Source organism: Paenibacillus phyllosphaerae, assembly GCF_014192105.1.
Taxonomy (GTDB): domain Bacteria; phylum Bacillota; class Bacilli; order Paenibacillales; family Paenibacillaceae; genus Paenibacillus_Z; species Paenibacillus_Z phyllosphaerae.
The window spans coordinates 39,473-61,229 of record NZ_JACHXK010000027.1 but is presented as its reverse complement, the minus strand read 5'-3'; the positions used below and the strand labels follow the sequence as shown (position 1 = coordinate 61,229).

20 protein-coding genes are annotated in these 21,757 nt (G+C 52.2%); 17 read left to right on the top strand and 3 right to left on the bottom strand.

Going from position 1 to position 21,757, the window contains the following annotated elements; all coding sequences use genetic code 11:
• Positions 1 to 22 precede the first annotated feature (22 nt).
• Positions 23 to 925, top strand: coding sequence for an ArsR/SmtB family transcription factor (locus tag FHS18_RS30835; RefSeq protein WP_183604250.1), 903 nt, complete (start codon positions 23 to 25; stop codon positions 923 to 925).
• Positions 926 to 1,059: 134 nt separating this feature from the next.
• Here FHS18_RS30835 and FHS18_RS30830 read toward each other — a convergent pair whose 3' ends face one another.
• Positions 1,060 to 2,154: a helix-turn-helix transcriptional regulator gene (locus FHS18_RS30830; RefSeq protein WP_183604249.1), complete on the bottom strand. Its 1,095-nt coding sequence runs from the start codon at positions 2,152 to 2,154 to the stop codon at positions 1,060 to 1,062.
• 579 nt (positions 2,155 to 2,733) lie between these two features.
• On the opposite strand from FHS18_RS30830, the gene FHS18_RS30825 reads away from it, so the two are divergent.
• Positions 2,734 to 3,111: a methyl-accepting chemotaxis protein gene (locus FHS18_RS30825; protein WP_183604248.1), complete on the top strand. Its 378-nt coding sequence runs from the start codon at positions 2,734 to 2,736 to the stop codon at positions 3,109 to 3,111.
• Between the two features lie 197 nt (positions 3,112 to 3,308).
• Here FHS18_RS30825 and FHS18_RS30820 read toward each other — a convergent pair whose 3' ends face one another.
• Positions 3,309 to 4,343, bottom strand: a complete 1,035-nt coding sequence (locus FHS18_RS30820) for a LacI family DNA-binding transcriptional regulator (protein ID WP_183604247.1) — start codon at positions 4,341 to 4,343, stop codon at positions 3,309 to 3,311.
• Positions 4,344 to 4,744: 401 nt separating this feature from the next.
• Here FHS18_RS30820 and FHS18_RS30815 point away from each other — a divergent pair, with 401 nt between their 5' ends.
• From FHS18_RS30815 to eutH, 3 genes are all read left to right on the top strand, one after another.
• On the top strand, positions 4,745 to 6,493 hold the full coding sequence (locus FHS18_RS30815) for a DUF5605 domain-containing protein (protein WP_183604246.1): 1,749 nt from the start codon (positions 4,745 to 4,747) through the stop codon (positions 6,491 to 6,493).
• 151 nt (positions 6,494 to 6,644) lie between these two features.
• On the top strand, positions 6,645 to 7,685 hold the full coding sequence (locus tag FHS18_RS30810) for a Gfo/Idh/MocA family protein (RefSeq protein ID WP_183604245.1): 1,041 nt from the start codon (positions 6,645 to 6,647) through the stop codon (positions 7,683 to 7,685).
• 36 nt (positions 7,686 to 7,721) lie between these two features.
• Positions 7,722 to 8,822: an ethanolamine utilization protein EutH gene (eutH, locus tag FHS18_RS30805; protein ID WP_183604257.1), complete on the top strand. Its 1,101-nt coding sequence runs from the start codon at positions 7,722 to 7,724 to the stop codon at positions 8,820 to 8,822.
• A gap of 46 nt (positions 8,823 to 8,868) precedes the next feature.
• Here the strand turns inward: eutH and FHS18_RS30800 are convergent, their stop codons facing one another.
• On the bottom strand, positions 8,869 to 9,729 hold the full coding sequence (locus FHS18_RS30800) for a helix-turn-helix domain-containing protein (RefSeq protein ID WP_183604244.1): 861 nt from the start codon (positions 9,727 to 9,729) through the stop codon (positions 8,869 to 8,871).
• Between the two features lie 327 nt (positions 9,730 to 10,056).
• Here FHS18_RS30800 and FHS18_RS30795 point away from each other — a divergent pair, with 327 nt between their 5' ends.
• From FHS18_RS30795 to FHS18_RS30740, 12 genes are all read left to right on the top strand, one after another.
• Positions 10,057 to 11,001 (top strand): UDP-glucuronic acid decarboxylase family protein, encoded by a 945-nt coding sequence (locus FHS18_RS30795; protein WP_343060753.1) that lies wholly within the window; start codon positions 10,057 to 10,059, stop codon positions 10,999 to 11,001.
• Positions 11,002 to 11,017: 16 nt separating this feature from the next.
• A complete protein-coding gene (locus tag FHS18_RS30790; RefSeq protein WP_183604242.1) occupies positions 11,018 to 11,269 on the top strand; it encodes an acyl carrier protein in 252 nt (83 codons plus the stop codon).
• Positions 11,266 to 12,624: a hypothetical protein gene (locus FHS18_RS30785; RefSeq protein ID WP_183604241.1), complete on the top strand. Its 1,359-nt coding sequence runs from the start codon at positions 11,266 to 11,268 to the stop codon at positions 12,622 to 12,624. Before FHS18_RS30790 ends, FHS18_RS30785 begins: the two co-directional genes overlap by 4 nt.
• A 44-nt stretch (positions 12,625 to 12,668) precedes the next feature.
• Positions 12,669 to 13,784, top strand: coding sequence for a UDP-glucuronosyltransferase (locus FHS18_RS30780; protein ID WP_183604240.1), 1,116 nt, complete (start codon positions 12,669 to 12,671; stop codon positions 13,782 to 13,784).
• A gap of 27 nt (positions 13,785 to 13,811) precedes the next feature.
• Positions 13,812 to 14,900, top strand: a complete 1,089-nt coding sequence (locus tag FHS18_RS30775; RefSeq protein WP_183604239.1) for a radical SAM protein — start codon at positions 13,812 to 13,814, stop codon at positions 14,898 to 14,900.
• Positions 14,901 to 14,943: 43 nt separating this feature from the next.
• Positions 14,944 to 16,122 carry a radical SAM/SPASM domain-containing protein gene (locus FHS18_RS30770; protein ID WP_183604238.1) on the top strand — a complete coding sequence of 393 codons (1,179 nt, stop codon included), beginning with the start codon at positions 14,944 to 14,946 and terminating at the stop codon, positions 16,120 to 16,122.
• Between the two features lie 41 nt (positions 16,123 to 16,163).
• Positions 16,164 to 17,162 (top strand): ATP-binding cassette domain-containing protein, encoded by a 999-nt coding sequence (locus FHS18_RS30765; protein WP_183604237.1) that lies wholly within the window; start codon positions 16,164 to 16,166, stop codon positions 17,160 to 17,162.
• Entirely contained in the window at positions 17,146 to 17,955 is an 810-nt protein-coding gene (locus FHS18_RS30760; RefSeq protein WP_183604236.1) for an ABC transporter permease, read from the top strand. The genes FHS18_RS30765 and FHS18_RS30760 overlap by 17 nt, the downstream gene beginning before the upstream one ends.
• A gap of 3 nt (positions 17,956 to 17,958) precedes the next feature.
• Complete coding sequence (locus FHS18_RS30755; RefSeq protein ID WP_183604235.1) at positions 17,959 to 18,771, top strand: ABC-2 family transporter protein; 813 nt, start codon at positions 17,959 to 17,961, stop codon at positions 18,769 to 18,771.
• A 61-nt stretch (positions 18,772 to 18,832) separates the two neighbouring features.
• Complete coding sequence (locus FHS18_RS30750; protein WP_183604234.1) at positions 18,833 to 19,693, top strand: FkbM family methyltransferase; 861 nt, start codon at positions 18,833 to 18,835, stop codon at positions 19,691 to 19,693.
• A gap of 106 nt (positions 19,694 to 19,799) precedes the next feature.
• Positions 19,800 to 20,759 (top strand): methyltransferase domain-containing protein, encoded by a 960-nt coding sequence (locus FHS18_RS30745; protein WP_183604233.1) that lies wholly within the window; start codon positions 19,800 to 19,802, stop codon positions 20,757 to 20,759.
• A 12-nt stretch (positions 20,760 to 20,771) separates the two neighbouring features.
• The gene (locus FHS18_RS30740) at positions 20,772 to 21,749 is read left to right on the top strand and encodes a cysteine peptidase family C39 domain-containing protein (protein ID WP_183604232.1); all 978 of its coding nucleotides are present in this window, start codon (positions 20,772 to 20,774) and stop codon (positions 21,747 to 21,749) included.
• The last annotated feature ends 8 nt before the right edge of the window (positions 21,750 to 21,757 follow it).

The following is a 21,757-nucleotide window of genomic DNA, read 5'->3' as shown; positions in this document are numbered from 1 at the left end:
AAATCCAACTAGGGGTATAACTATGCGTTTATCAACCAATGGAGATTCGTTGCGCGTCTATGAAGCACTGGCTAGTGAAGTGCGCTTGAAAATTATCGATAAATTATTCGAGCGTGAACGGCATGTCAAAGAACTGGCAGCCGAGTTATATCTGAGCAATGCCGTCGTCAGCGGCCATATCCGCAAGCTGGAGGAAGCGGGTATCGTTGGGAGCAGAATGGTCAGAGTGGATCAAGGTACGTACAAAGTTTGCTTTGTGAAGACGGAATTCATGCAAGTCCAGCTGTCTCCTGAGGGTCCGCTGTCCTTAGGTGCCCACGATTTGTCTATACCTATCGGGCAATACACTGACTACGAGGCTTGGCCGACATGCGGGATCGCTACGACGAAATCGGTGATCGGTCAATACGACAATCCCGTCTGTTTCATGGATCCGGAGCGGGTAGATGCCGGAATTCTGTGGATGGCCAAAGGATGGGTAGAATATAAGATCCCGAATTATCTGTATAAAGACCAATCTATTCAGGAGATCGAGATATCGCTCGAGATCGGTTCGGAAGCGCCTCGGGTCAACGAGAACTGGCCATCCGACATCCGGTTCACCTTGAACGACAAGCCGCTCGGAATATGGACAAGTCCGGGAGATTTTGGCGACACGAGAGGACGCTTGACGCCAGAATGGTGGCATTCCGACGTCAATCAATACGGCATGCTTAAGGTGCTGCGGATCAAAGAACACGGCACTTACGTCGATGGACAGAAGATCTCCGGCATTGGGATCCACGATATTGATCTAGGCGCAATGTACTGGACATTCCGCATCGCAGCGGAAGATACGGGGCGCGGTCGGGGAGGGCTTACGCTCTATGGCAAAGGCTTCGGTAATTACAATCAAGATATTGTCGTCCGGAGCTACTATAGTTAAGAGGTCGACTGCATGCAGGACAATCGCGGTTATCGGGTAAAATCTCATCCGAGGGATATTCGATTGAGCTAGCTTTGGGCCTTGTTCCATAGCTAGCTCCATTCGATTGGACTGTCAAGATAGAACGGGCTTGATTAGCGAGGCGAATTAGCGTTACCGGTCAATAACCCGGTGGTGAGCTCACGGCGAGAGGTATAGCCGGTTTTGGCAAAAATGGCTTTTAAGTGATCCTGAACGGTATAAACGGAGATATGAAGTTCTTCCGCAATTTGCTTCGTTGATCGGCCGCGCGTGACCAACGCTGCGAGTTCTTGTTCCCGAGGCGATAAACCGTAAGCTACCGACTGGAACAACACGTAATCGCGCATTTCTCCCCGTGAAAAACGTATGGAGAGGTGGCCGTTGCCGGAAGTATCGCGTAATCGACTGGCATGTAAACTTACGTATTCACCGCTAGGCATCCGAACATAAACGCTGGCGAGTTCATCGCCAGACGAGATCTCAGCCATTCGAGTAAGTGCAGCCGTACAGACGGCACGCACGGGCCGGGGGAGCGTAAGTTCATCGATACCCTCCGCTTGCCGCAGACGCGACATCCATTGATCCGCGGCTGAATCCGTTAGCACGGGAACGAGTGACTGGTTCATAATGACTAGTCCGGAGGCAACTTCGGAATCTTCGTCCGACTTGAGGTTTGTGATTGCCCGCAGGCGTAGTTCAGCGGCAATCGCCGGCATAATTTCTGACAGAAGTGCAAGCTCCTCCGCTCCGAATGGAGGAAGTACCTTCTGGCGGTATAACGTAAGGAATCCCCAGCAGTGCCCTTCTGACAAGCAGACCCCCCGAAGCTCATCCGTAAAACCCGCTGATACCAGAATGCTGCGATAACGCTCGCTGAGTTCCGGATAGCCTTCGGTGGCATACCGCAATGAAGCCGCACTTATGCCTCCTGCCACTAGCTGCGCATAACGGTTATAATCTAGCCCGCGGTACTCATTCTCGAACAGTTGGCTGTGTATCGCTTCGACACCAGACTCGGTCACGGCCCCCGTTGATAACAGCGTCAGTGGATCGACGGAAGTAAAGCAATAGGCATCGAAAGGGACGGCTCTGCGTAGTACCTCGATAACATGACGTTTATAGTCCGATGTGGTCAACCGAGCCGCTCGTTCTCCTTGTATACTGCGCCGGAGAGACGCCGCTTTCTGCCGAAGCAAAGGTGTCGTCATGGGCATTAACGCTCCTTAATTGAGAATTATTCTTAATGAGAGTGTAACGCATGGGGGAGAAGATGAACAGCGGCGAATTCGACTAACGAATGCGCCTTCAGGAGCTTTGTCCTATCAAGTGAAGGAAACGTATGATGAGCAACAGACTGAATTTTCAGGGAACGTTCACCTGTCATTGCGTTCCCATGTCCATCCGATAACTTCTATACAGCTTGTGCGGCTGATACTACATCACAAGAAGGGGAATTGGGAAGGATGGCTTGATATCACGGATCGGATTCAGAGTTCCCAATTAGAGACATGGAGAAGAATAAGGAACTGGAACACTCGATCACCACGCTGGATACGATTCTAATTTTAGAAGCTAATCAGCTATACTTGACAAGATCACGAGTCAAAGCCAGCAATACGCCGAAATCATGAACGAAGTAAAGCGGATCGGCGAACAAGGCAATTTGGCCAAAGCGAAGGAGACTGCGATTAACGGCCGCAAATACTTGACGGCTGCAATCGGAGCGGCAGAATAACTGGCTCAGACGAATTTGCTGGCGCTTAATGCAGCGCTGGAAGCTGCATTAAGTGGGCGAGGCGGGCAAAGGATTCGCGGTCGTAGCCAATGAAGTGCGGAAGTTCGCAGAGCGCAGCAGCATCGCGACCAAAGAAATAAGCGAGCTGATCAAAGACATCCAGAAGGATACCCGACAAGCGGTCATCTCTTCCGAAACGGGCAATGAAGCGAGCTTCAGAGCGGGACAAGCGTTCGAGGAGATCAGGGGCACGTTTCATGTAACCTCGCAGCGCATCTCCGAAATCGCAGTGGCCTGCGAAGAACAGGCTTCGCAAAGTTCGGAAGTGCAAGTCAGCATCCAGAACATCGCGGCCGTAACGGAAGAGACGGCAGCCGGTGCCGAAGAGACAGCAGCGGCAACGACCGAGATGGTACGAATGGTCGAATAGATGAATATGCTCGTCCAACGTTTGTAAATCCCTGGTTACATCGACTACATAAAAATAGCCGTCGAGATCAATATCTCGACAGCTAGCCGTAAGTGTGATGCTCGCGGCTTTTTAATTGCATACGTTCCTCAGTGAATTTAGCATGTCTCGATCATCTGATGATTAACAAAGAAATTTAACCTTGACCACTGGTGCCCTCAGTCAAGTCGCTTGCAGGAATTGCGCGCAACGAAGCGGGTATCCACTTTGACTTTAATTTTGATCGCATGCTCATCCTCGAAGGCAGAGGCAATGAGATCGACCGCTGTCTCCGCCATGCGCTGTTTCTCGACGTGGACGGTAGACAGCTCGGGGGAAACGATCAGGCACTCGTTAATGTTGTCGAAGCCAAGCACCGATACGTCATCCGGCACGCGATAGCCGAACTCATGCAGAATCTTCATGGCGGCGATGGCGATATAGTCGCATTCGCAGAAAAATACGGTCGGCGTCGACTCGCCGCTGTCAATGAACCGGTGAAGCTGCTCGCGCAGCGGAGCTTGGGCAGCGAGGATTGCCGGCGGTACGGCGAATATGCAGCTTTCGGACAGATGGACGTCTTTGCTTGCCAACGAAGCAAGAAAGCCGCGGCGCCGCTCATCGAAATTGTGAATCCGCTCATCCGATCCGATATAGCCGATCCTCCGGTGTCCTTGATCGAGCAAATAGCTGCCGGCTTGAAATCCGCCCATGAAATTGTTGATCTCTACAAAGTGAACGGGCAGCTCGTTGAAGCACGTATCCAGTACGACCAAATGCGGCAGCTTGGCGGCAATGTCGGCGATCTGCGCGCTATCCAGATTCGTGCCGAGCAGAATAACGCCGCTGCACCGATCATCGTCCATCACCAGTTGAATCCCTTGCTCGTAGTCACCTGCGCTGATTGTTCGAAACTGCAGCGTGTACCCGTAATTTCGGCAGCCTTCTTCGATATAATGAATGAGCTCCTTGAAGAAGGGCTGTTGGTAATAATCCTCATGAACAAGCTGGGAGCTAGTGAAAACGAGAAATTGTATGGAACGGCCGTTCTTTTCGGGAGCGGCCGGTTTTATTTTGCCCGAATAACCATGTTCTGCCGCAATTGCTAAAATACGCATTCGCGTGTCCTCACCGACGCCGGCCTTTCCGTTCAGCGCCAACGATACAGCGGATTTGGAGACACCAGCGAGCTTCGCAATATCTTCCATGTTCATAGGATGTCCTCCACAGTTCGTAAACAAGTTTAGTACGTTTAGTTTAAGCGAAACCTTGCGAAATCGCAATTTATCGTGAAAAAGTAACCGGCTACATGGTCGTGTAAACGATAGGATTTCATATAAACGCCATATTTTGTCGGCTATAGAGTGTAAGTATCCGATTTAAAATGACCTTAACTAAACAATATTCATACCGTTTAGTTAAAACAACTGAAATTTAAACTAAACAAAAGATATTGACGGATGAAAGCGAGCGATGATAGCATTTACATATCAAATGAACTAAACGCGTTTAGTTAACTAGTAGCGATGTGTGAGGAATCATGTTTGCAGTTCATTACCGGTTCCGATCAGTAGGCCTCTGCTGCTGATCCGCCGAACTCTGGGAGGGAAACCAAATGGTATTCAACGAGAACTCCAAAATCGGTAAAATATGGCGCAACGAAGAAGCGCGCGCCGTGTTAAGCAAGCACATGCCAGCGCTCGCGGACAATCCGTACACACTATCCTTGCCTAAAATGCTTACGGTGCCTCAATTCGCGTCTTTCTCTAAGCGTTCGCTCGGCTGGCCGGAAGGCAAACTGCAGGAAGTCATGAACGAGTTGGCTCAAATTGTTGACCCGCCCGAACAAGAACCGGTGATTTTTGCCGACGATCGTTACGGCGAATGGCAGGGCGAGACGGATAGCGTTACCATGAATGCTCCTGCCAAAGCGGAGAAATGGGGCGTGTACGAAATTCATCTCACCGGGCCTCGCCACGGCAATCCGTTCGCGGATGTTCAGCTTGCCGCGTCGTTCTACAAGGACGGCCGCTCCGTGCAAGCAACCGGCTTCTATGACGGTGAAGGCATTTATAAAATCCGGTTTATGGCGGATGAAGAGGGGGCCTGGACATTCAAGACGAGGAGCTCCTACGCCGGGCTAGACGGATTGGAAGGACAGTTTGCCTGCAAGTCTGCAGAAGCGGGAAATCATGGTCCGGTCCAGGTGCGCCATACCTATCACTTCGGCTATGCCGACGGCACGCCTTACATTCCTGTCGGAACGACAAGCTATGCCTGGACGCATCAAGGCGACGAACTAGAGGAACAGACCCTCGCTTCGCTTGCCGGTTCTCCCTTTAATAAATTGCGGATGTGCGTATTCCCCAAATCCTATCTATACAATATGAACGAGCCTGTTCATTATCCGTATGAGGGTTCCCTGGAGCAAGGCTGGGACTACAGCCGCTTCAATCCTGCGTTCTTCCAGCACTTGGAGCGCCGGATCGAAGACCTGGGCCGGCTTGGCATCGAGGTGGACTTGATATTGTTCCATCCCTATGACCGATGGGGATTCGCGGAGATGAGCCCGTCTCAGGACGACTTTTACTTGCGCTACATCGTGGCGCGGCTGTCGGCTTACCGACATATATGGTGGTCGCTCGCCAATGAATATGATTTCATGTGGGCGAAGGGAGCGGAGGATTGGGAACGGTTCGGCGGGATCGTAACGAGCATGGATCCTTACGGCCATCTGATCTCGAATCATAACGGCATGGTCTTCTATGATTTCAATAAACCTTGGGTGACGCACTGCAGCATCCAGCGTGTCGATGTATACAAAACGGCGGAAGCGACGAACGAGTGGCGCGAGCGGTGGAAGAAGCCGATCGTCATCGACGAATGCGCGTATGAGGGCAATATCGATCAAGGCTGGGGCAATATTAGCGGAGAAGAGATGGTGCGCCGATTCTGGGAAGGCGCCGTGCGTGGCGGCTACGTCGCCCATGGCGAGACATACATGGACCCGGACGATATTATCTGGTGGGCAAAGGGCGGCAAGCTTCATGGCTCAAGTCCGGAGCGAATCGCATTCTTAAGGGGCATCATGGAAGCCGGACCGAAGGGAGGACTCGATCCGCTGCGATTCGAATGGGACTTGCCTTGCGCCGGCGTGGAGGACGAATATTACCTCTTCTATTTCGGATTTAACCAGCCGAAATTCCGCGAGTTCCAGATGAAGCCGGGTATCGAATATCAAGTGGAAGTCATCGATACCTGGAATATGACAGTCGAACGTCTTGAAGGAACGTATGAAGGCAAGTTCCGGATTGAACTGCCGGGCCGTCAATACATGGCAGTCCGTATGACTGCGGTTGAATAGCCAGCACTTCTGTTTCTCGCGTTCTATACGCTGGATAAGAAGCATACCGAAATGATAAAGGATTTGCACACCGTACAGACATGGAAGAACAACTAAGCACGGAACATGACAGCTAGCATATAACCAGCATACGAGAGAAGGTAGATAGGTAATGTGGAAAATTGGTGTCATCGGATTGGGCTACTGGTCGGATAAGCATTTGAAGGCATGGGCGAGGATCGAAGGCGTCCAAATCGCAGCGCTTTGCGACCTGGACGAGGCGAAGCTGCGGCAAAAAGCCGAGCTGTACGGAATTCCGCAAGGGAATCTGTATACGGACTTGGACGACATGCTCAGCAAGGCCGACTTGGACGTGGTCGATATGATTACGGCGCCGGATACGCATCTGCCGTTCGTCCGCAAGATCGCCGCAGCCGGCAAGCATATCATGTGCCAAAAGCCGTTCGCGGCATCGATGGAGGAAGCGCGCGAAATCGTCGATACGGCGGCACAAGCGAATGTCCGCCTCATGGTTACGGAGAACTGGCGTTGGCTGAAGCCATTCCAGACGATCAAACAGCTGATCGACGAAGATACGGTAGGGAGCTTCAACATGATTCGCTACATTCATACCGACTTCTACTCGCCGCGCTTCTCGCCGGAGAACGAGCTGCCGCAGCCGTTCTTCCGCGATATGCCTAAGCTGCTGTTCTACGAGATGGGCGTCCATTGGTACGACACCTGGCGCTTCCTGTTCGGCGATCCCAAGCGGCTGTACGCGGAGACGAAGCAGGTCAGCCGTTACATTCAAGGCGAAGATACGGGACTGGTCACGCTCGGTTACGACGGTTATATGGGATTGATGGATATGAGCTGGGCGACGAGGCAGAATCTGCCGGCGCCGCTCGAGCAGAAGGTGATGCCGAACCATCTGGAACAGCTGATCGTGGAAGGAGATAAGGCGACCATCAAGCTGTACAGCAATGGCATGATTGCCGTTGTGGACAATGATGGTATAGAGAGTGTTATTTCGGAGAATAACGGACTCGACTTCGAGGAAAGTCACTACCGGCTGCAATCCCATTTCGTCGTATGCCTGGATTCCGGCGAGGAGTTCCAGACGAGCGGGGAAGATAATCTCAAGACGCTCGAGCTTGTATTCGGCACGTACAAGAGCGCGCAAGAACATGAAGTCATTCATTTTGACCGCTAATGGCCGTCATATGATGAAGCAGAGCGAACAGCCATGATGAACATGAACGATATCGTCATTTGGATCATTGTCTGCTTTTTTTGCTTAGGCGCGTTGGATAAATTGATCGGCAACCGAATGGGACTCGGCGAACGCTTCACCGAAGGGTTCAAAGCGATGGGCTCGCTAGCGCTGGTAATGATCGGGATCGTTTCGCTCGCTCCCGTGATCGCCCAACTACTCATTCCGGTCGTCTCACCGGTGTACGGATGGGTCGGAGCTGACCCGGCGACCTTCGCGAATACGCTGCTTGCCGCGGATATGGGCGGTTATGCGTTAGCCGGCCAGATGGCTGCGGATCCGGAAGCGGCATTGTTCGCTTGGGTGCTGCTCGGGACGATGATGGGATCTACGATTGTATTCACGATTCCCGTTGCGCTCGGCATTATCGCCCAGGAGGATCGTCCATACTTGGCTAAGGGGATTCTCGTAGGCATTGCGACGATCCCAATAGGCTGCTTTGTCGGCGGGCTCATCGCCCATATGGATGCCGTTATGATGCTCGTCAATCTTGTGCCGTCGCTTGTGTTCTCGATCATCATTGGCCTTGGGCTGTGGAGATATCCCGGTCCGGTCATTCAAGGGTTCTTCGCATTCGGCAAGTTAATCGAGATTGTCGCGATAATCGGGCTGGTTGCGATCGCGGTCGAGACGTTAACGGGTGTGGTGCTTATTCCGAATCTGGCTCCCATCTCGGAGGGCGTGCTGACGGTTGGCAAAATCGCGATCATATTGGCGGGAGCCTTCCCGATGATTACGTTCTTGACGGCTTTCTTCCATAAACATCTGGAGAAGCTGGGCCGACTGCTCGGCATCGACCAGAAGGCTACTGCAGGTCTAATCGCATCGCTGGCGCACAACATTCCGATGTTCGCCATGCTGAAGGAGATGCAGCCCCGGGGGAAAGTGGTGAATGTCGCTTTTGCGGTAAGCGGAGCATTCGTCTTCGGTGGGCATTTGGCCTTCGTGGCCGGTGTCGATAAAAGCATGGTGCTGGCGATGATGGCCGGCAAATTGACGGGCGGCGTGACGGCTGTGCTGCTTGCTTTACTGGTAACCAGAAGCAAGAAAGTTGGAGAAAGGCCACAAGACTCTTAGAGAGGAGCTTGTGGCCTTCTTTGCCGTTCATTCGCATTACTAATGGCTATCTATGATAGGCGTCATTTCCCTCCTTTAGATGAGAATGGGCAAACGGAAGTTGAAGTTCATACCAAGGATGTTCGGCAAATTGCATCCCTTTATACTTCCCGGGCGTCGTACCGATGAATTTTTTGAATTGGCGCATGAAATGGGTATCGTTCTCGTAGCCGCACAGTTTGGAAATCTCGCATACCGTCAAGCTCGTGGTCGCAAGCAAATATTTGGCGTATTCGAGACGGGCATGGATGATATCCGATACGACCGAGCAGCCGAATAACTGCTTGTAAAGATGCTGGAAATAGGACTTGCTTAAATTCAGGCTTGCCGCGAGGGAATCGACGGAGAAGGAGTGGCCCGGCGAGTTGTACAACTGGCTGCGCAGCTTCGAGAACTGGGAGAAGTAACGGTTCGTCTTCTCGAGAATGGCCGACTTCTCGCGCAAACTGACAAGCTTCAAGAAGAACGATTTGAGATCATGGTCGAGAATTCGTTGTTGAAACGGACTATTGTGCCGACCCAAATTTTGCAGATCCATAATGCTTCTGGAGATCAAGTGCGGATCCTCCGCCTTGATCGGCGTGTCGAGCGGGAACTGGATCTCCGCAAGAAAATCGCCGATGTTCCGATCCTCGCAATGAAACCAGTCGTTCACGAACGGCTTATCCACTTCTCTGTACAGGTGGCAAGTATCCGGATGGAACAAAATGTACGTATTCTTGTCCAGCACGAAGGACCTGCCCTTAACGATCACTTCTGATTGGCACTTGAAGAAAACAAAAGCATAATTCCCCGATCCACTCGGCCGATTAATAACGATCCCATCGTCATGAACGAAGTTATACCCGCAATTAATCAATTGAATCATGGCTCACCTCTTCCAATCGGTAACGCTTACATTAATATTGTAATTTAATGGTTATTAATATACAAGCAAAATAAAGCGGCCTAAAACGATGGGAAAGGAAAAAGCACGATAGGTCAGTTTTTCGGCTTGTAGTTCATTGTGGGCGAGCCGGCGGGTCTCTATACTGTGCTTATAAAACCGTTAATTGACGGCGTAATAAACCGCTTCCAATCATCTTGAACAACTCCGTGATCCATGCTTCCTCCAGTTTGAATTTTGTCTGCCATTGCTTCGTCCATGTACGTTACAACCCGAATTACGACAGGCAAGTCTTTAATTAACAGGGAGGTGAGCCATATAAGAATTGTATTAACGGGGGCGGCAGGCTTCATTGGTTCCAATCTTGCTGGAAGGCTGCTGCAAGAGGGACATGCCGTTATTGGCGTAGATAACTTTATGACCGGGAATCCGGCCAATCTGGACAGTCTGCAAGCTTGGCCCAGCTTCACTTTCATTGAGCATGACGTAATTCAACCGATCGGCGTTGACGGGCCCGTCGATTGGGTGATGCATTTTGCCAGTCCGGCGAGTCCGCCTAAATATCTGAACTATCCGATCGAAACGATGCGGGTCAACGGCGAAGGTACGAGGCACCTGCTCGAGCTCTGCCAGCACAAAAACGCCGGTTTCCTGCTCGCTTCCACGAGCGAAATTTATGGCGACCCTAGCGTTCATCCGCAGCCGGAGAGTTACTACGGCAACGTGAATGCGATCGGGCCGAGAAGCTGCTACAACGAAGCGAAGCGGTATGCGGAAGCGCTGACCTACTGGATGAGCCGTACGTACGGCATACCGGTAAGGGTTATACGGATTTTCAACACATTCGGCCCCAAGATGGACTTGAACGACGGAAGGGTTATCACGAACTTCATCAACCAGATATTGGCGGATAAAAATCTTACGATCTACGGCGATGGCAGCCAGACGAGAAGTTTCCAGTACATTGACGATCTGGTGGATGGCATCTTGCGACTCCTGGATACGCCTTACGATCAGCCCGTGAATCTCGGGAATCCGGTGGAGCACACCATTCTGGAGATTGCCGAAATCGTGAAGGAGTTGATGAATTCGACCGCAAGCATCGAGTTTCTTCCGCTGCCCGAGGATGATCCGAGGCGCAGAAAACCCGACATTACGGTTTCTAAGTCGATTTTGGGCTGGGAGCCCAAGATCAGTCTGCACGAGGCGCTGCTGCGAACGATCCGCTATTATCAAAGCCAATTTATCCATTGAGCGAAGGGGAGAGATTATGGAACAACAAATCATCGCGCTGATCAGCCAAATCAAAGACGACGCCGAGCTTACGGCGACCTTGAACGGAGACTCCAATATTATGACAGACGGAGGGCTTGATTCCCTCCAATTGATCAATTTCATTTTGAAAGTGGAGGAACAGTTTGGCGTGGAGATCGATTTTGAAGCGTTCGACTTTTCGTATATGGAATCGGTTCATGCCTTCTGTCGTTATATCTCCGACATGCAGGAGACCGCGTCGGTATGATCGCAGAGCGCAGGCGGCAGCTCGTCATGGGCACGTTCGATGCCGAGCGGTTCTGGCGTGATCCGAAGCTTGCCAAGCTGCCATCGATACCCGATCCCGGGATGGAGCATGTCGTGCTAGCCATGGATGAGCTGTTGTTTCCGTTCTGTTCGGCAGGGGATCAGCTGATAACCCGCTATCGCATGAATGATTGCCACATAGCGTATTTACGCGATATCGGGTTTGCATTTGACTCCAACCAAGCCGATCTCGAAGTGCTGGAAGGGGGAAGCGCATCCAGAATCGCCAACCTTTTTGACCTGGTGACGGTAACGAAGCGAATAGAGGGAATCGATAGACAGCTGCTGGAAGGTGCTCAGTTATCTCCCTTTGCCGTCATTCCAGGGGTTGACCGCGTCGCGGCCGAGTACGGGCTGCACGCGAATTTTCCCGCGGCCGATACGGTGCGGCACGTGAATTCCAAGCTGTTCTCGGCTGAGCTTAACAGGCGTCTTGGTTATATGTCGGACAGCCGGACGGTCTACTCATCGGAAGAGCTGCTCGCCGAGGGCCTTGCGCTGCTGCAACATGGAACGTTCTTGATTAAGGACGAATTCGGCGTCTCGGGCAAAGGGAACTTGCTGATCGAATCGGAGACCATATTGCGGCGGATTGCCTCCTATCTCGAGGAGCAGGGCAAGAGAGGGAAGGAAGTCCGGTTCATTATCGAGCCGTTCCTGCACAAAGAGCTGGATTTCTCCTGTCAATTCTACATCGAGGAAGACGGGACATATCGCTTGATCGCGGTGCAGCAATTACGCAATGCCCACTTCGCCTATCTTGGTTCGTTCACTGCGGATGCGGCGCTGCTCGATATGCTGCGAGATGCGGGATATTTTGATCAAATGAAGCAGGTGGCGCGGGAGCTGTATAACGCAGGATATTACGGCGACGTATGCGTCGACTCGATGCTCCTGCAAGGCGGGCGGATCGTCCCGGTTGTCGAAGTGAATGCCAGGAGATCGATGAGCCTGATCAAGCATCACATCGATCTGTATCTGGAGCGGCATTCCGCCACGGGCAGCATGACGCATGCAACGGTGCACTTCGCGCACGATTGTTCGTTCGAGCAGTTGCTGGCAGCGTTCGAGCGGGAAGGGATCTTGTATACGCCTGACCGGGCGATGGGGGTCTTGCCGCTGAGCGCGAATACGCTATTCATCAACAAAATGATTAGCAAGAGCAGAGGGGAGCGGAACAAGGCGGTGAAAGGAAGGCTGTATTTCTCGATCGTCTCGCGGCAGGGGGACGATGAGCCCTTGCTTGCTCAAACCAGGGCGGTGCTGGAGGGCCTTTCTTTTAGAGTCGTCGGATGATTCGTTAAAGCGCGCTTCTACTATCTAAAATGGGAGGATTCCTCATGGCTAACCGAATCGTCACGATGCTATGCTCCGGCTTCGGACTAGGGTTCTATATTCCCGGTCTTCTGGCCGCGAATGCCTTCAACCGATTGGGGATCCCAACGGAAGTGCTCGTGTTCGAAAGCTTCATGGTACAAGATAAAATGGATCATATCGTGGATAGCAAGAATGCGTATCATCACAATTTTGCACTCGCTAATCTCTCCGCGAGAATGCCGATCGACATCCGCCAGAGCATCGATGAGGCCAAAGTCAATCAATTACTGGAAAGGTGGGAAGCAGAGGACCGGCGAGAATTCATTTCGTTGTCCGGCCACTGGGTGTACATTCTCGACCTGTACCGGCAGATGATGCATCCGAAGCGCATTCATCTCGATTTGCTCTATGTGGATTCCGATCTGGCGCCTTCATGGAAAAGCCTCAAGAAATTCCATCCGGCGTATAATGCGCCTTATTACGATGCTCGTCTGTACGACACCGCCAAGATGGAAATCCGCTACGAGATTCCGGTCTCGTCGAACGTTCCGTCATCCTTCAACGAACGAAAGCGTCGGCTCGTCGTTCATGGCGGAGGTTGGGGAATGGGCACTTATCAGAGCAAAATACCGGAACTGGCCGAAGCAGGATACGGACTCGATATCGTCGCTTACGATCTGAAAGAGGGAAAGCCTGATCATACGCATCGTTACTGGATGAACGATCCGGCGTGGTGCGCATGGGTGAAGGGCGTGAACGGCTTGCATGAGTTCCCGCCTTATTGCGAAATTACGCAGGAAGCGACGATCCGGCATGACATGAAGCCGGACAATCATTGGCTCTTCGATATTGCTTCAGAGGCAATGGCCATTGTCGCAAAGCCAGGAGCGGGAACGCTGATCGACTCGCTCGCGGCAGGTATTCCCCTGATTCTGCTCGAGCCGTTCGGCAGCCATGAGCAGAGCAATTACGAGTTGTGGGAGACGCTCGGGTACGGCATCAGCTACGAGAGGTGGAAGGAGAGCGGTTTTGCCGCGGAAGTCCTGGAATCGATGCATGAGCGGATCATAAGCCGGCCCGTGACCGGCAAGAATTATGTCGACCATTATTGTTCGAGAATAGCGCTTGCGAACGGATAAAATTCTTCCGAAAAAAGAGGTCATGTGATGAGCGTAACCCAATTAAGCCTAGCGCAGGATACGATGAGCCATCCGCGATGGATCGTGCTGCAGCTGCTCGAGGAATGCAATCTAAGATGCAAAATGTGCTATGAATGGGGACTTGAAGGCCCCTACAAAAGCAAAAAAACGTTAGCGCAGCTGGACCCGGAGATCATCAAAAAAATTATCGTCGAGTGCAGCCCCGGCAAGCCGTATTACGATTTCTTCGGCGGGGAGCCGCTTCTTTATCCGTGGATGGGCGAAATTCTGGAGATGATTAACTACTATGGGAGCTATGCCGACTTCCCGACGAACGGTACCTTGCTCGAGCAGCATGCGGAGATGCTCGTCGAGACATCCCCGAACAAAATCTGGATGTCGCTCGACGGTCCGGAGGAGATCAACGATCGGCAACGGGGCAAAGGCGTGTTCAAGAAAGTCATGCGAGGCATCGATAAGCTCTATGAGCTGCGGGAGAGCAAAGGGAAGCAGTTCCCGAAGATGGGCGTCTCCTTCATCATCACCCCGCTTAACTACATGTACATCGAGGAGTTTTTCTTCCAGCATCTCGATCTGTCGAAGCTGGACCATATCAGCATGGAAGTGCAGCTCTATGCGACGGAGGAACAGTATTCGGCTTACAAGGAGGTCCTGAGGGATCAGTTCGACGTACACGACGCGCCGTATGCCAGAGGGATGGTGTGGGGGAATACAAGCTCGTTCAGCCAGATCGATATTCCCGAATTAACGAGGCAGATGCATGCCGTCAAAGATTACTGCCTGAAGAAGCAGATCCATGTCATCACCTATCCGAAGACGATCGACGAGGACAATCTGCGCAACTATTTCGCGGGACAGTTCGGGCATATGGCCGATAAACGGAACCGCTGCTCGCTTCCATGGGTCTATGCGGAGATTACGGCAAGAGGCGAAGTATCCCCCTGCCATGCGTTCTACGACCTGACCTTCGGCAACGTCAACGAGCAGAATCTGATGGATATCTGGAACAGCAGCAAGTACAAGGATTACCGCAATTATATGAAGAAAAACATGCTTCCGATTTGTACGGCTTGTTCGCGGTATTACATTTATTGATCGACTTAGAGTGCCCCAATATCGGCATGAGGGACGTGAGTTCATGAGACCGAAATCAGAGATTAAGCATTCAGCCAAGGATCTGCAAATCCTGAAGCGCACGATCAAAAACACCGTCGAGACGAAACGCCAGAAGGACAAAATACCCGGCTATGCGACGCCATTGCCGGAATCGATCGGCATTAAGCTGACGAACCAGTGCAATCTGCGCTGCAAGCATTGCTATCAATGGAATGAGGACGGCTATCATCATTTCATGACGGTGCAGCAGCAGCGCGAACAGCTCGACTATCATCTGCTCGAGCGGTTGATTCTTGAGACGGAAGAGGCGAGATCAAGGCTCTACATCTGGGGCGGCGAGCCTCTCGTCTACAGCGAGTTCAACCGTCTGGCTGATCTGCTGGAGCGCCACCCACGCGAAACGACGATTTGCACGAATGCGATGCTGATTGAACGCAACCTCGATTCCTTACTGCGTATCTCCGACAATCTCGAGCTTCTGATCGCGCTTGACGGCTTCGAGGAAGAGAACGACGCGCTGCGCGGCAAAGGCGTCTTTGCCCGGGCAATCCAAGCAATCCGAAAGCTGGTAGAACTGCGCAAGGAAAATCGTTTTCGCGGCAAAATCTCGATCCATACCGTCATCAACGACTCGATGACCGGCAAACTGTACGATTTGCTGGATTTTCTGGAGAGTATCGGCGTGGATCTGGTCATCGTCTGCTTCCCGTGGTACATCTCGGACGAATGCTCGCAAGGGATGGATGATTACTTTGACCGGACGTTCGATTATTTGGCGCCGGGCGGGACGAAGAGCGAGCGCAGCTGGCATGCGTTCAAGTATAAGCTGGACCCTGCCTATATCCCGGCGCTCATGAACGAGCTCGAACGGATTAATAACCGGACTTGGAAACTGCGTCTGCGCTACCAGCCCAATCTGGAGCATGACCAGATCGAAGATTTTGTCCTGGGCAAAGAAGTGACGGGCGAAGGCACGATGAACAAAAAATGCCTGGCGCTGTCGAATCGGATGGATATTACGCCGGACGGCACCATCATTGCGTGCAAGTTCTTCAAGGAGTTCGAGATCGGCAACTTGAAGGAAGCCTCGGTGAATGAACTGTGGCACAGCCTGACGTATCGAAAAATAAGGGAGTCGATGGATGTGCGGTTGACTCCGGCCTGCTCCAAGTGCAGCGTCTTGCATCTTCACGGTGTATAACGCAGCCATTCACGACACATCCGTACGAATGAGGTGCATCAGTGGGCATTATCAGAGTCGAGCAATTATGCAAGAGCTTCGAATACTACGAGAAAGAATTGGGATTCAAACATTCGCTCAAAAATTTGCTGCGAAGAAAAATGATGGTCAAGGAAGCCGTCCGCGGCATCTCCTTCGAAATCGAACAGGGGGAAATGGTCGGATTCCTAGGCCCGAACGGCTCCGGCAAGACGACGACGCTCAAGATGCTGTCCGGTATTCTGTACCCGACGAGCGGAGCGGCGCAAGTATTCGATTATGTTCCATGGGAGCGCAAGAAGGACTTCAAGATGCAATTCTCGATCGTCATGGGGCAAAAATCGCAGCTGTGGTGGGATTTGCCCGCCAATGAATCGCTGTACCTCAACAAGTGTATCTACGAGTTGGAGGACAAAGCCTATACTACCGCGCTGGCGGAGCTGACCGAGCTGCTGGATGTGAAAGACCTGCTCAATATTCAAGTCAGACGGCTCTCGCTTGGCGAGCGGATGAAGATGGAGCTCATTGCGTCCTTGATCCACCGGCCGAAGGTGATTTTCCTGGATGAGCCGACGATCGGGCTTGATCTGATTTCGCAGAAGCGGATCCGGGAGTTTCTGAAATACTACAACCAGCAGACGAAATCGACGATCATCCTAACGAGCCACTACATGGCGGACATCGAGGACCTGTGCAAGCGGACCATTATCATCAATCAAGGCAACATCGTGTATGACGGCGATCTTAGGCGTGTGAACGAGCTGTTCAATGCCAAGAAAATCATCAAGCTGCAGTTCACGGACGAGGTGCCGCGGCAAGCGCTGGCTGGCTTCGGCGAGGTGTTGGAGCATGATGGCATGAATGCCGTTCTCGAGATTGATAAGCAGGATCTGCAGCGGTATTCCAAGCTGATGCTGGACCGGTTCCCGATCCTTGATTTTAACATCGAAGACATTCCGGTCGAACAGGGGATCGAAAGCTTGTATCAGAGGGATGGGGTCAGACATGAAAGCCTGGCATAAGTATAGACGGACCTACATGCTTGCGTTCCAGAACGCGATGGAGTATCGAGCCGATTTCCTGCTCAGCATCATCAGCGGCAGCTTCATCGTTATCGTGCAGTGCTTCCTGTGGACGGCGGTATTCTCCAGTTCTCCGAATGATGTCATTAACGGCTATACCTATTCGCAGATGATCATCTACTCCGTGCTGTCCGGAGTCGTATCGAAGCTGGTCTCGGCGGGGTTCGAGGGGGAAATCGCGAATGATATCAAGACTGGCGGCCTGAGCAAATTCATTGCCCAGCCGATCAATTACTTCTGGTATCGGATCTGCAGCTTCTTTGGCGGGAAGACCGTCCAGATGGGCATCGTCCTGCTGATGCTCGTCGTTATGATGATCATTTTTGCGCAAATGTGGGAGATTCAGTTCGGTGTTATGCGCACGGTCTTTTTCCTGGCCAGCATCGTATTCGGCTTGCTGATCAATTTCCTGCTGTTCTACTCGATCAGCGCGCTTGCGTTTGTCGTCACAGAGGTGTGGGGCGTATTCATCGCTTTCAGCCAGGGCGTCTACATGTTAAGCGGCGCGGTTTTTCCGCTTAATATTTTTGGCGATGCGGCTACCGGCGTGTTCAGTTTGTTGCCGTTTCAATACATCGTATTCTTCCCGGTCAATATCATCAACGGCAATCTAGCCAGCGATGCGATTGTAAGCGGACTCATGATTCAGGCGGGCTGGGTGATTGCGCTTATCTTCATTGCCAAACTGTGTTGGGCTTCGGGAATGCGCAAATATGTAGCCGTTGGAGGTTAGGGCGTGGAATACAGCTTGAAGGAAGTACAGAAGCATTGGCGCATGTTCGGCATCTTCGCCAAGAACAGCCTGATCGGCTACATGGAGTACAGAGCGAATTTCTACTCCAGCTTGTGCATGGAGATCGTCTTCTTGTTCTCCAAGCTCATCTATATTCTGTTCGTGTTCCAGCTCGGGATCGAGATTAACGGGATATCGCCGGACGAAATGCTGATCTTCACCGGGACGTATACGATTATGATCGCTATCTATACCGGGTTGTTCATGGATAATTTCTACGGGCTGTCCGGCCATATCCGCAATGGCACGCTTGATATGTACATGACCAAGCCGCTTTCCCTGCAATTTATGATCTCGCTGAGGCACGTGAATTTTGCCCTCCCGATTCCGAATCTAATCGCCGGGATCACGATGGTCGTGATGGCATGGCAGCGCCTGGTCATCGAACCGAGCTTCATCCATATTGCCGGATATATCGGGGTCATCCTTAGCAGCACGATCGTCATGTACTCGGTACTGCTGCTTCCGCAAATTCTGTCATTCTGGACGGTGAAGTCCGGCTCGATAACCGAGATGCTCGACAAATGCTGGGATCTGAACAATATGCCGATGTACATTTATCCGCAATGGCTGCGAAGAATGGGGCTGTACGTCGTGCCCATTCTGTTCATTACCAATATGCCGTCCGTCTATATGATCGAACGGTTGGATACGCTCCTGACGGTATGGATCATGGCGGCTCCGGTACTATCTTTCGTTGCGGTAAGGCTGTTCTGGAAGATGGCGCTTAAGCGCTATGCGAGCGCGAGCAGCTAACAGGCTTATGGAGGCTAATGGGCTCATCGAGCGAACCTATCCTATTGAAGAGGTGATCCGATTGCGAACAACCGGGCAAGAACAAACTTCGTCTCCGGCCGTCGTAAAAAAACAGCTGCCCAATGGTCTGGAGATCTACCAGAACAACGAAGGCGAGACCGAGTTTCTCTATAACGAGATTTTCCGCAAAGAAATGTATTTCAAGCACGGCATCACGCTTCCGGAACATGCCACGGTCATGGACGTCGGCGCGAATATCGGCATATTCACGTTGTTCGTGAACAGCAAGAGCGACACTTGCACGGTGTATGCGTTCGAGCCGTTGCCGCCCACATACGACATCTTGACGATGAACACGGGACAATTGCCGAACGTAACGGTCGTCAACTGCGGGCTTTCCAATGCGAACAAGGAAGCGGATTTTGCTTATTTTCCGACGATGTCCACCGATTCCGTGCAGCTCAAATACCGGGAGAACCATGATCAGGATCTCCGGTACGGCTTGCTGAACCATTACCGGGATGAGTTCGCCGATCCGAAGACGCTGAACCGGTTCGTCGATCATCTGATGGCGCCTAAGCTATTGAATGAGCAAATCTTCCGTTGTAAGCTGACGACGATCTCGGAGCTTATGCGCAACTATGCGCTGAACCAGGTGGATCTGCTCAAGATCGACGTGGAGAAGAGCGAGTTCGAAGTGCTCGAAGGCATTGCCGCGGAGGATTGGGGCAAGATCAGCCAGATTGTGATGGAGGTTCATGGCTTGAACGAGGAGCAAATCGCTCGATTGGAGCAGATTTTTCACACGAATGGATTCGATTGTCTAATCGACTATTACGACGATCTCAATATTCCGGATTACTACAACGTATACGCGAAGAGCCGATCGAATCCGGTGAAGATCGTAGATCCGCAACAATAAGAACCGGCCTGATTAGGGGGCTTGGCGAGAAGCCGTGGCCATGTCGCGGCTTCGATCGTTCAAGCGGGAACCAGGGTCGCAACCTGTTACTTGGGGGTTCAGCCGTATGTTGAAGGAGCTGCAAGGAAGGTTGGTATGCTCCAGCTGCAAAGGTGCACTAACGCAAGTTGAATCGTTCCTGCTCTGTCATCGCTGCGACGCGATGTATCGGATTGATCGCGGATATGCGATGATGCTTGACGATCAGCTGAGGCATAAGAGCGCCGAAGAATGGGACGTGAAGGCAGGCGAAATCTCGGATTATACGGAAATTGCCAAATCGCTCGAACTTACCGGTGTAGGCCGGTTCGCGACCTTCCTCAACTTCGGCTACGTGGCGAACGGTAATCCGCAATACGCAGCGATTACACTTGATGACTATTGCTTGAATCGCAACTCCGTCAAGCTGCTGCTCGAGGTCGTAGGCGATAACGTTCTTCGCGGCCTGGATATCATCGATATTGGCTGCGGCCGAGGCGGCAACGTGTCGGCGATGATGAACTATTACGAGCCGGAATCTGTTATTGGCCTCGATCTATGCGAGGCCAACATTGCGTATTGCGGCGCAAGGAACCGCAAGAGCGGCGTCTTCTTCGTCGTGGGCGACGCGGAGCATGTACCTTATGCGGATGAAAGCTTCGATGTCGTGGTGAATATGGAATCGGCGCATGCTTATCCCAATCGCGGGAAGTTCTATGAAGAGGTATACCGGATTCTAAGACCTGGCGGCATTATGCTCTATTCCGAACTGATGGTGATGGAGGATGTCGAACGGAATGTGCGGATGTTGCGGGAGGCGGGCTTCGCCATTACCCGGAATCAAGACGTAACCTCGAACGTGCTGCTCTCCTGCGACGAGAATGCCAAGCAGCGGACGGGTTCGCAAGGGATTGCAGGTACGGCAGGCGCGGACCTCAACATTCCGGATATCCGCGATTTCATCGCTGTGCCGGGGTCTCCCAAGTACGAGGATATGAAGCAGGGCAAACGGCAGTATCGGATATTGAATCTGATGAAAGAGAGATGAGGTGTTCGATTCATGGAGCTGACCATCGAGAAGGTGCCGAGAGTCGACGGCGACGCAGGCTTCATGTGCATGGAAGATTGCATCGCCACGATCGCCGGCCATCTTGGACGCAGGTATGAGCTGTACCTTCTGTGGAATTGGACTTTTCATTACCATGAAGAGAAAGTGAGCGACCGGATCGGCGATCTGTTCGAGCTGCGATATCGCGAGAATGTCGACGACCTGAAGAACTTCCATGGCATTGCGATTACGAAAGTAGGCAGACGCTCCAGCCGCGAAGTAGCGTATTTTCTCGATAGCGAAGACAGCGGCCGGATGCCTGTGCTCGTCGCCTTTGACGCCTATTGGTGCCCATGGGATTGGGGGTTCCAGAAGTACCACAACGAGCATCATCATTTCATCATCGTTGGCGTCGATCAAGAGGCCGAACAATTCATTTGCGCGGACCCGTATTTTAGCAAATCGGATCAGAGGCTGCCGTTCGAGCTATTCGATTCCGGCCTGACGGAAGTGAAGTTGGTGACGTTGTCAGAGCCTGATCCGCTGTCGTATGCGGAGGTGCTGGGCGCGCTTGTGGAGCGGGCGAACCGATTCAACAACGACGAGACCAACCGCGGGATGTTCTTGCTCATTGAAGAGATTGACCGCAGACTGGATATCCATAAGGAGCAGCGAGACTGTCCCGACTTTATCGCGACGCCGTTTCACATGGGCTTCGTCGTCCTGATGGAGATCCGGGTCGGATACTCGCACGCGCTGAGATTCATCGGGGAGCAATATGAATCTGCGGATATGCTGGCACTGGCCGACCAGTTCTGGACGGTCGCCAATCAATGGATGAGCGTACGGCGCATGCTGTACAAAATGGATCTCATGGGCGAAACGGCGGAACCGATCAAGCAGAGTGTCGTTCGCATGATGAAAGAGATTGCCCGGATCGAGAAGGAATTGGTCGAGCGGGTGAATCGGTTAGCGAGAGAGGCTGCGTAGTCCACAAG

What these genes read in the sequence shown, in the direction of transcription:
- eutH (WP_183604257.1), top strand. Translation starts at nt 7,722, where the DNA reads ATGAACATGAACGATATCGTCATTTGGATCATTGTCTGCTTTTTTTGC.
- FHS18_RS30740 (WP_183604232.1), top strand. Translation starts at nt 20,772, where the DNA reads ATGGAGCTGACCATCGAGAAGGTGCCGAGAGTCGACGGCGACGCAGGC.
- FHS18_RS30785 (WP_183604241.1), top strand. Translation starts at nt 11,266, where the DNA reads ATGATCGCAGAGCGCAGGCGGCAGCTCGTCATGGGCACGTTCGATGCC.
- FHS18_RS30780 (WP_183604240.1), top strand. Translation starts at nt 12,669, where the DNA reads ATGGCTAACCGAATCGTCACGATGCTATGCTCCGGCTTCGGACTAGGG.
- FHS18_RS30830 (WP_183604249.1), bottom strand. Translation starts at nt 2,154, where the DNA reads ATGACGACACCTTTGCTTCGGCAGAAAGCGGCGTCTCTCCGGCGCAGT.
- FHS18_RS30745 (WP_183604233.1), top strand. Translation starts at nt 19,800, where the DNA reads ATGTTGAAGGAGCTGCAAGGAAGGTTGGTATGCTCCAGCTGCAAAGGT.
- FHS18_RS30800 (WP_183604244.1), bottom strand. Translation starts at nt 9,729, where the DNA reads ATGATTCAATTGATTAATTGCGGGTATAACTTCGTTCATGACGATGGG.
- FHS18_RS30770 (WP_183604238.1), top strand. Translation starts at nt 14,944, where the DNA reads ATGAGACCGAAATCAGAGATTAAGCATTCAGCCAAGGATCTGCAAATC.
- FHS18_RS30810 (WP_183604245.1), top strand. Translation starts at nt 6,645, where the DNA reads ATGTGGAAAATTGGTGTCATCGGATTGGGCTACTGGTCGGATAAGCAT.
- FHS18_RS30835 (WP_183604250.1), top strand. Translation starts at nt 23, where the DNA reads ATGCGTTTATCAACCAATGGAGATTCGTTGCGCGTCTATGAAGCACTG.
- FHS18_RS30820 (WP_183604247.1), bottom strand. Translation starts at nt 4,343, where the DNA reads ATGAACATGGAAGATATTGCGAAGCTCGCTGGTGTCTCCAAATCCGCT.
- FHS18_RS30775 (WP_183604239.1), top strand. Translation starts at nt 13,812, where the DNA reads ATGAGCGTAACCCAATTAAGCCTAGCGCAGGATACGATGAGCCATCCG.
- FHS18_RS30760 (WP_183604236.1), top strand. Translation starts at nt 17,146, where the DNA reads ATGAAAGCCTGGCATAAGTATAGACGGACCTACATGCTTGCGTTCCAG.
- FHS18_RS30790 (WP_183604242.1), top strand. Translation starts at nt 11,018, where the DNA reads ATGGAACAACAAATCATCGCGCTGATCAGCCAAATCAAAGACGACGCC.
- FHS18_RS30815 (WP_183604246.1), top strand. Translation starts at nt 4,745, where the DNA reads ATGGTATTCAACGAGAACTCCAAAATCGGTAAAATATGGCGCAACGAA.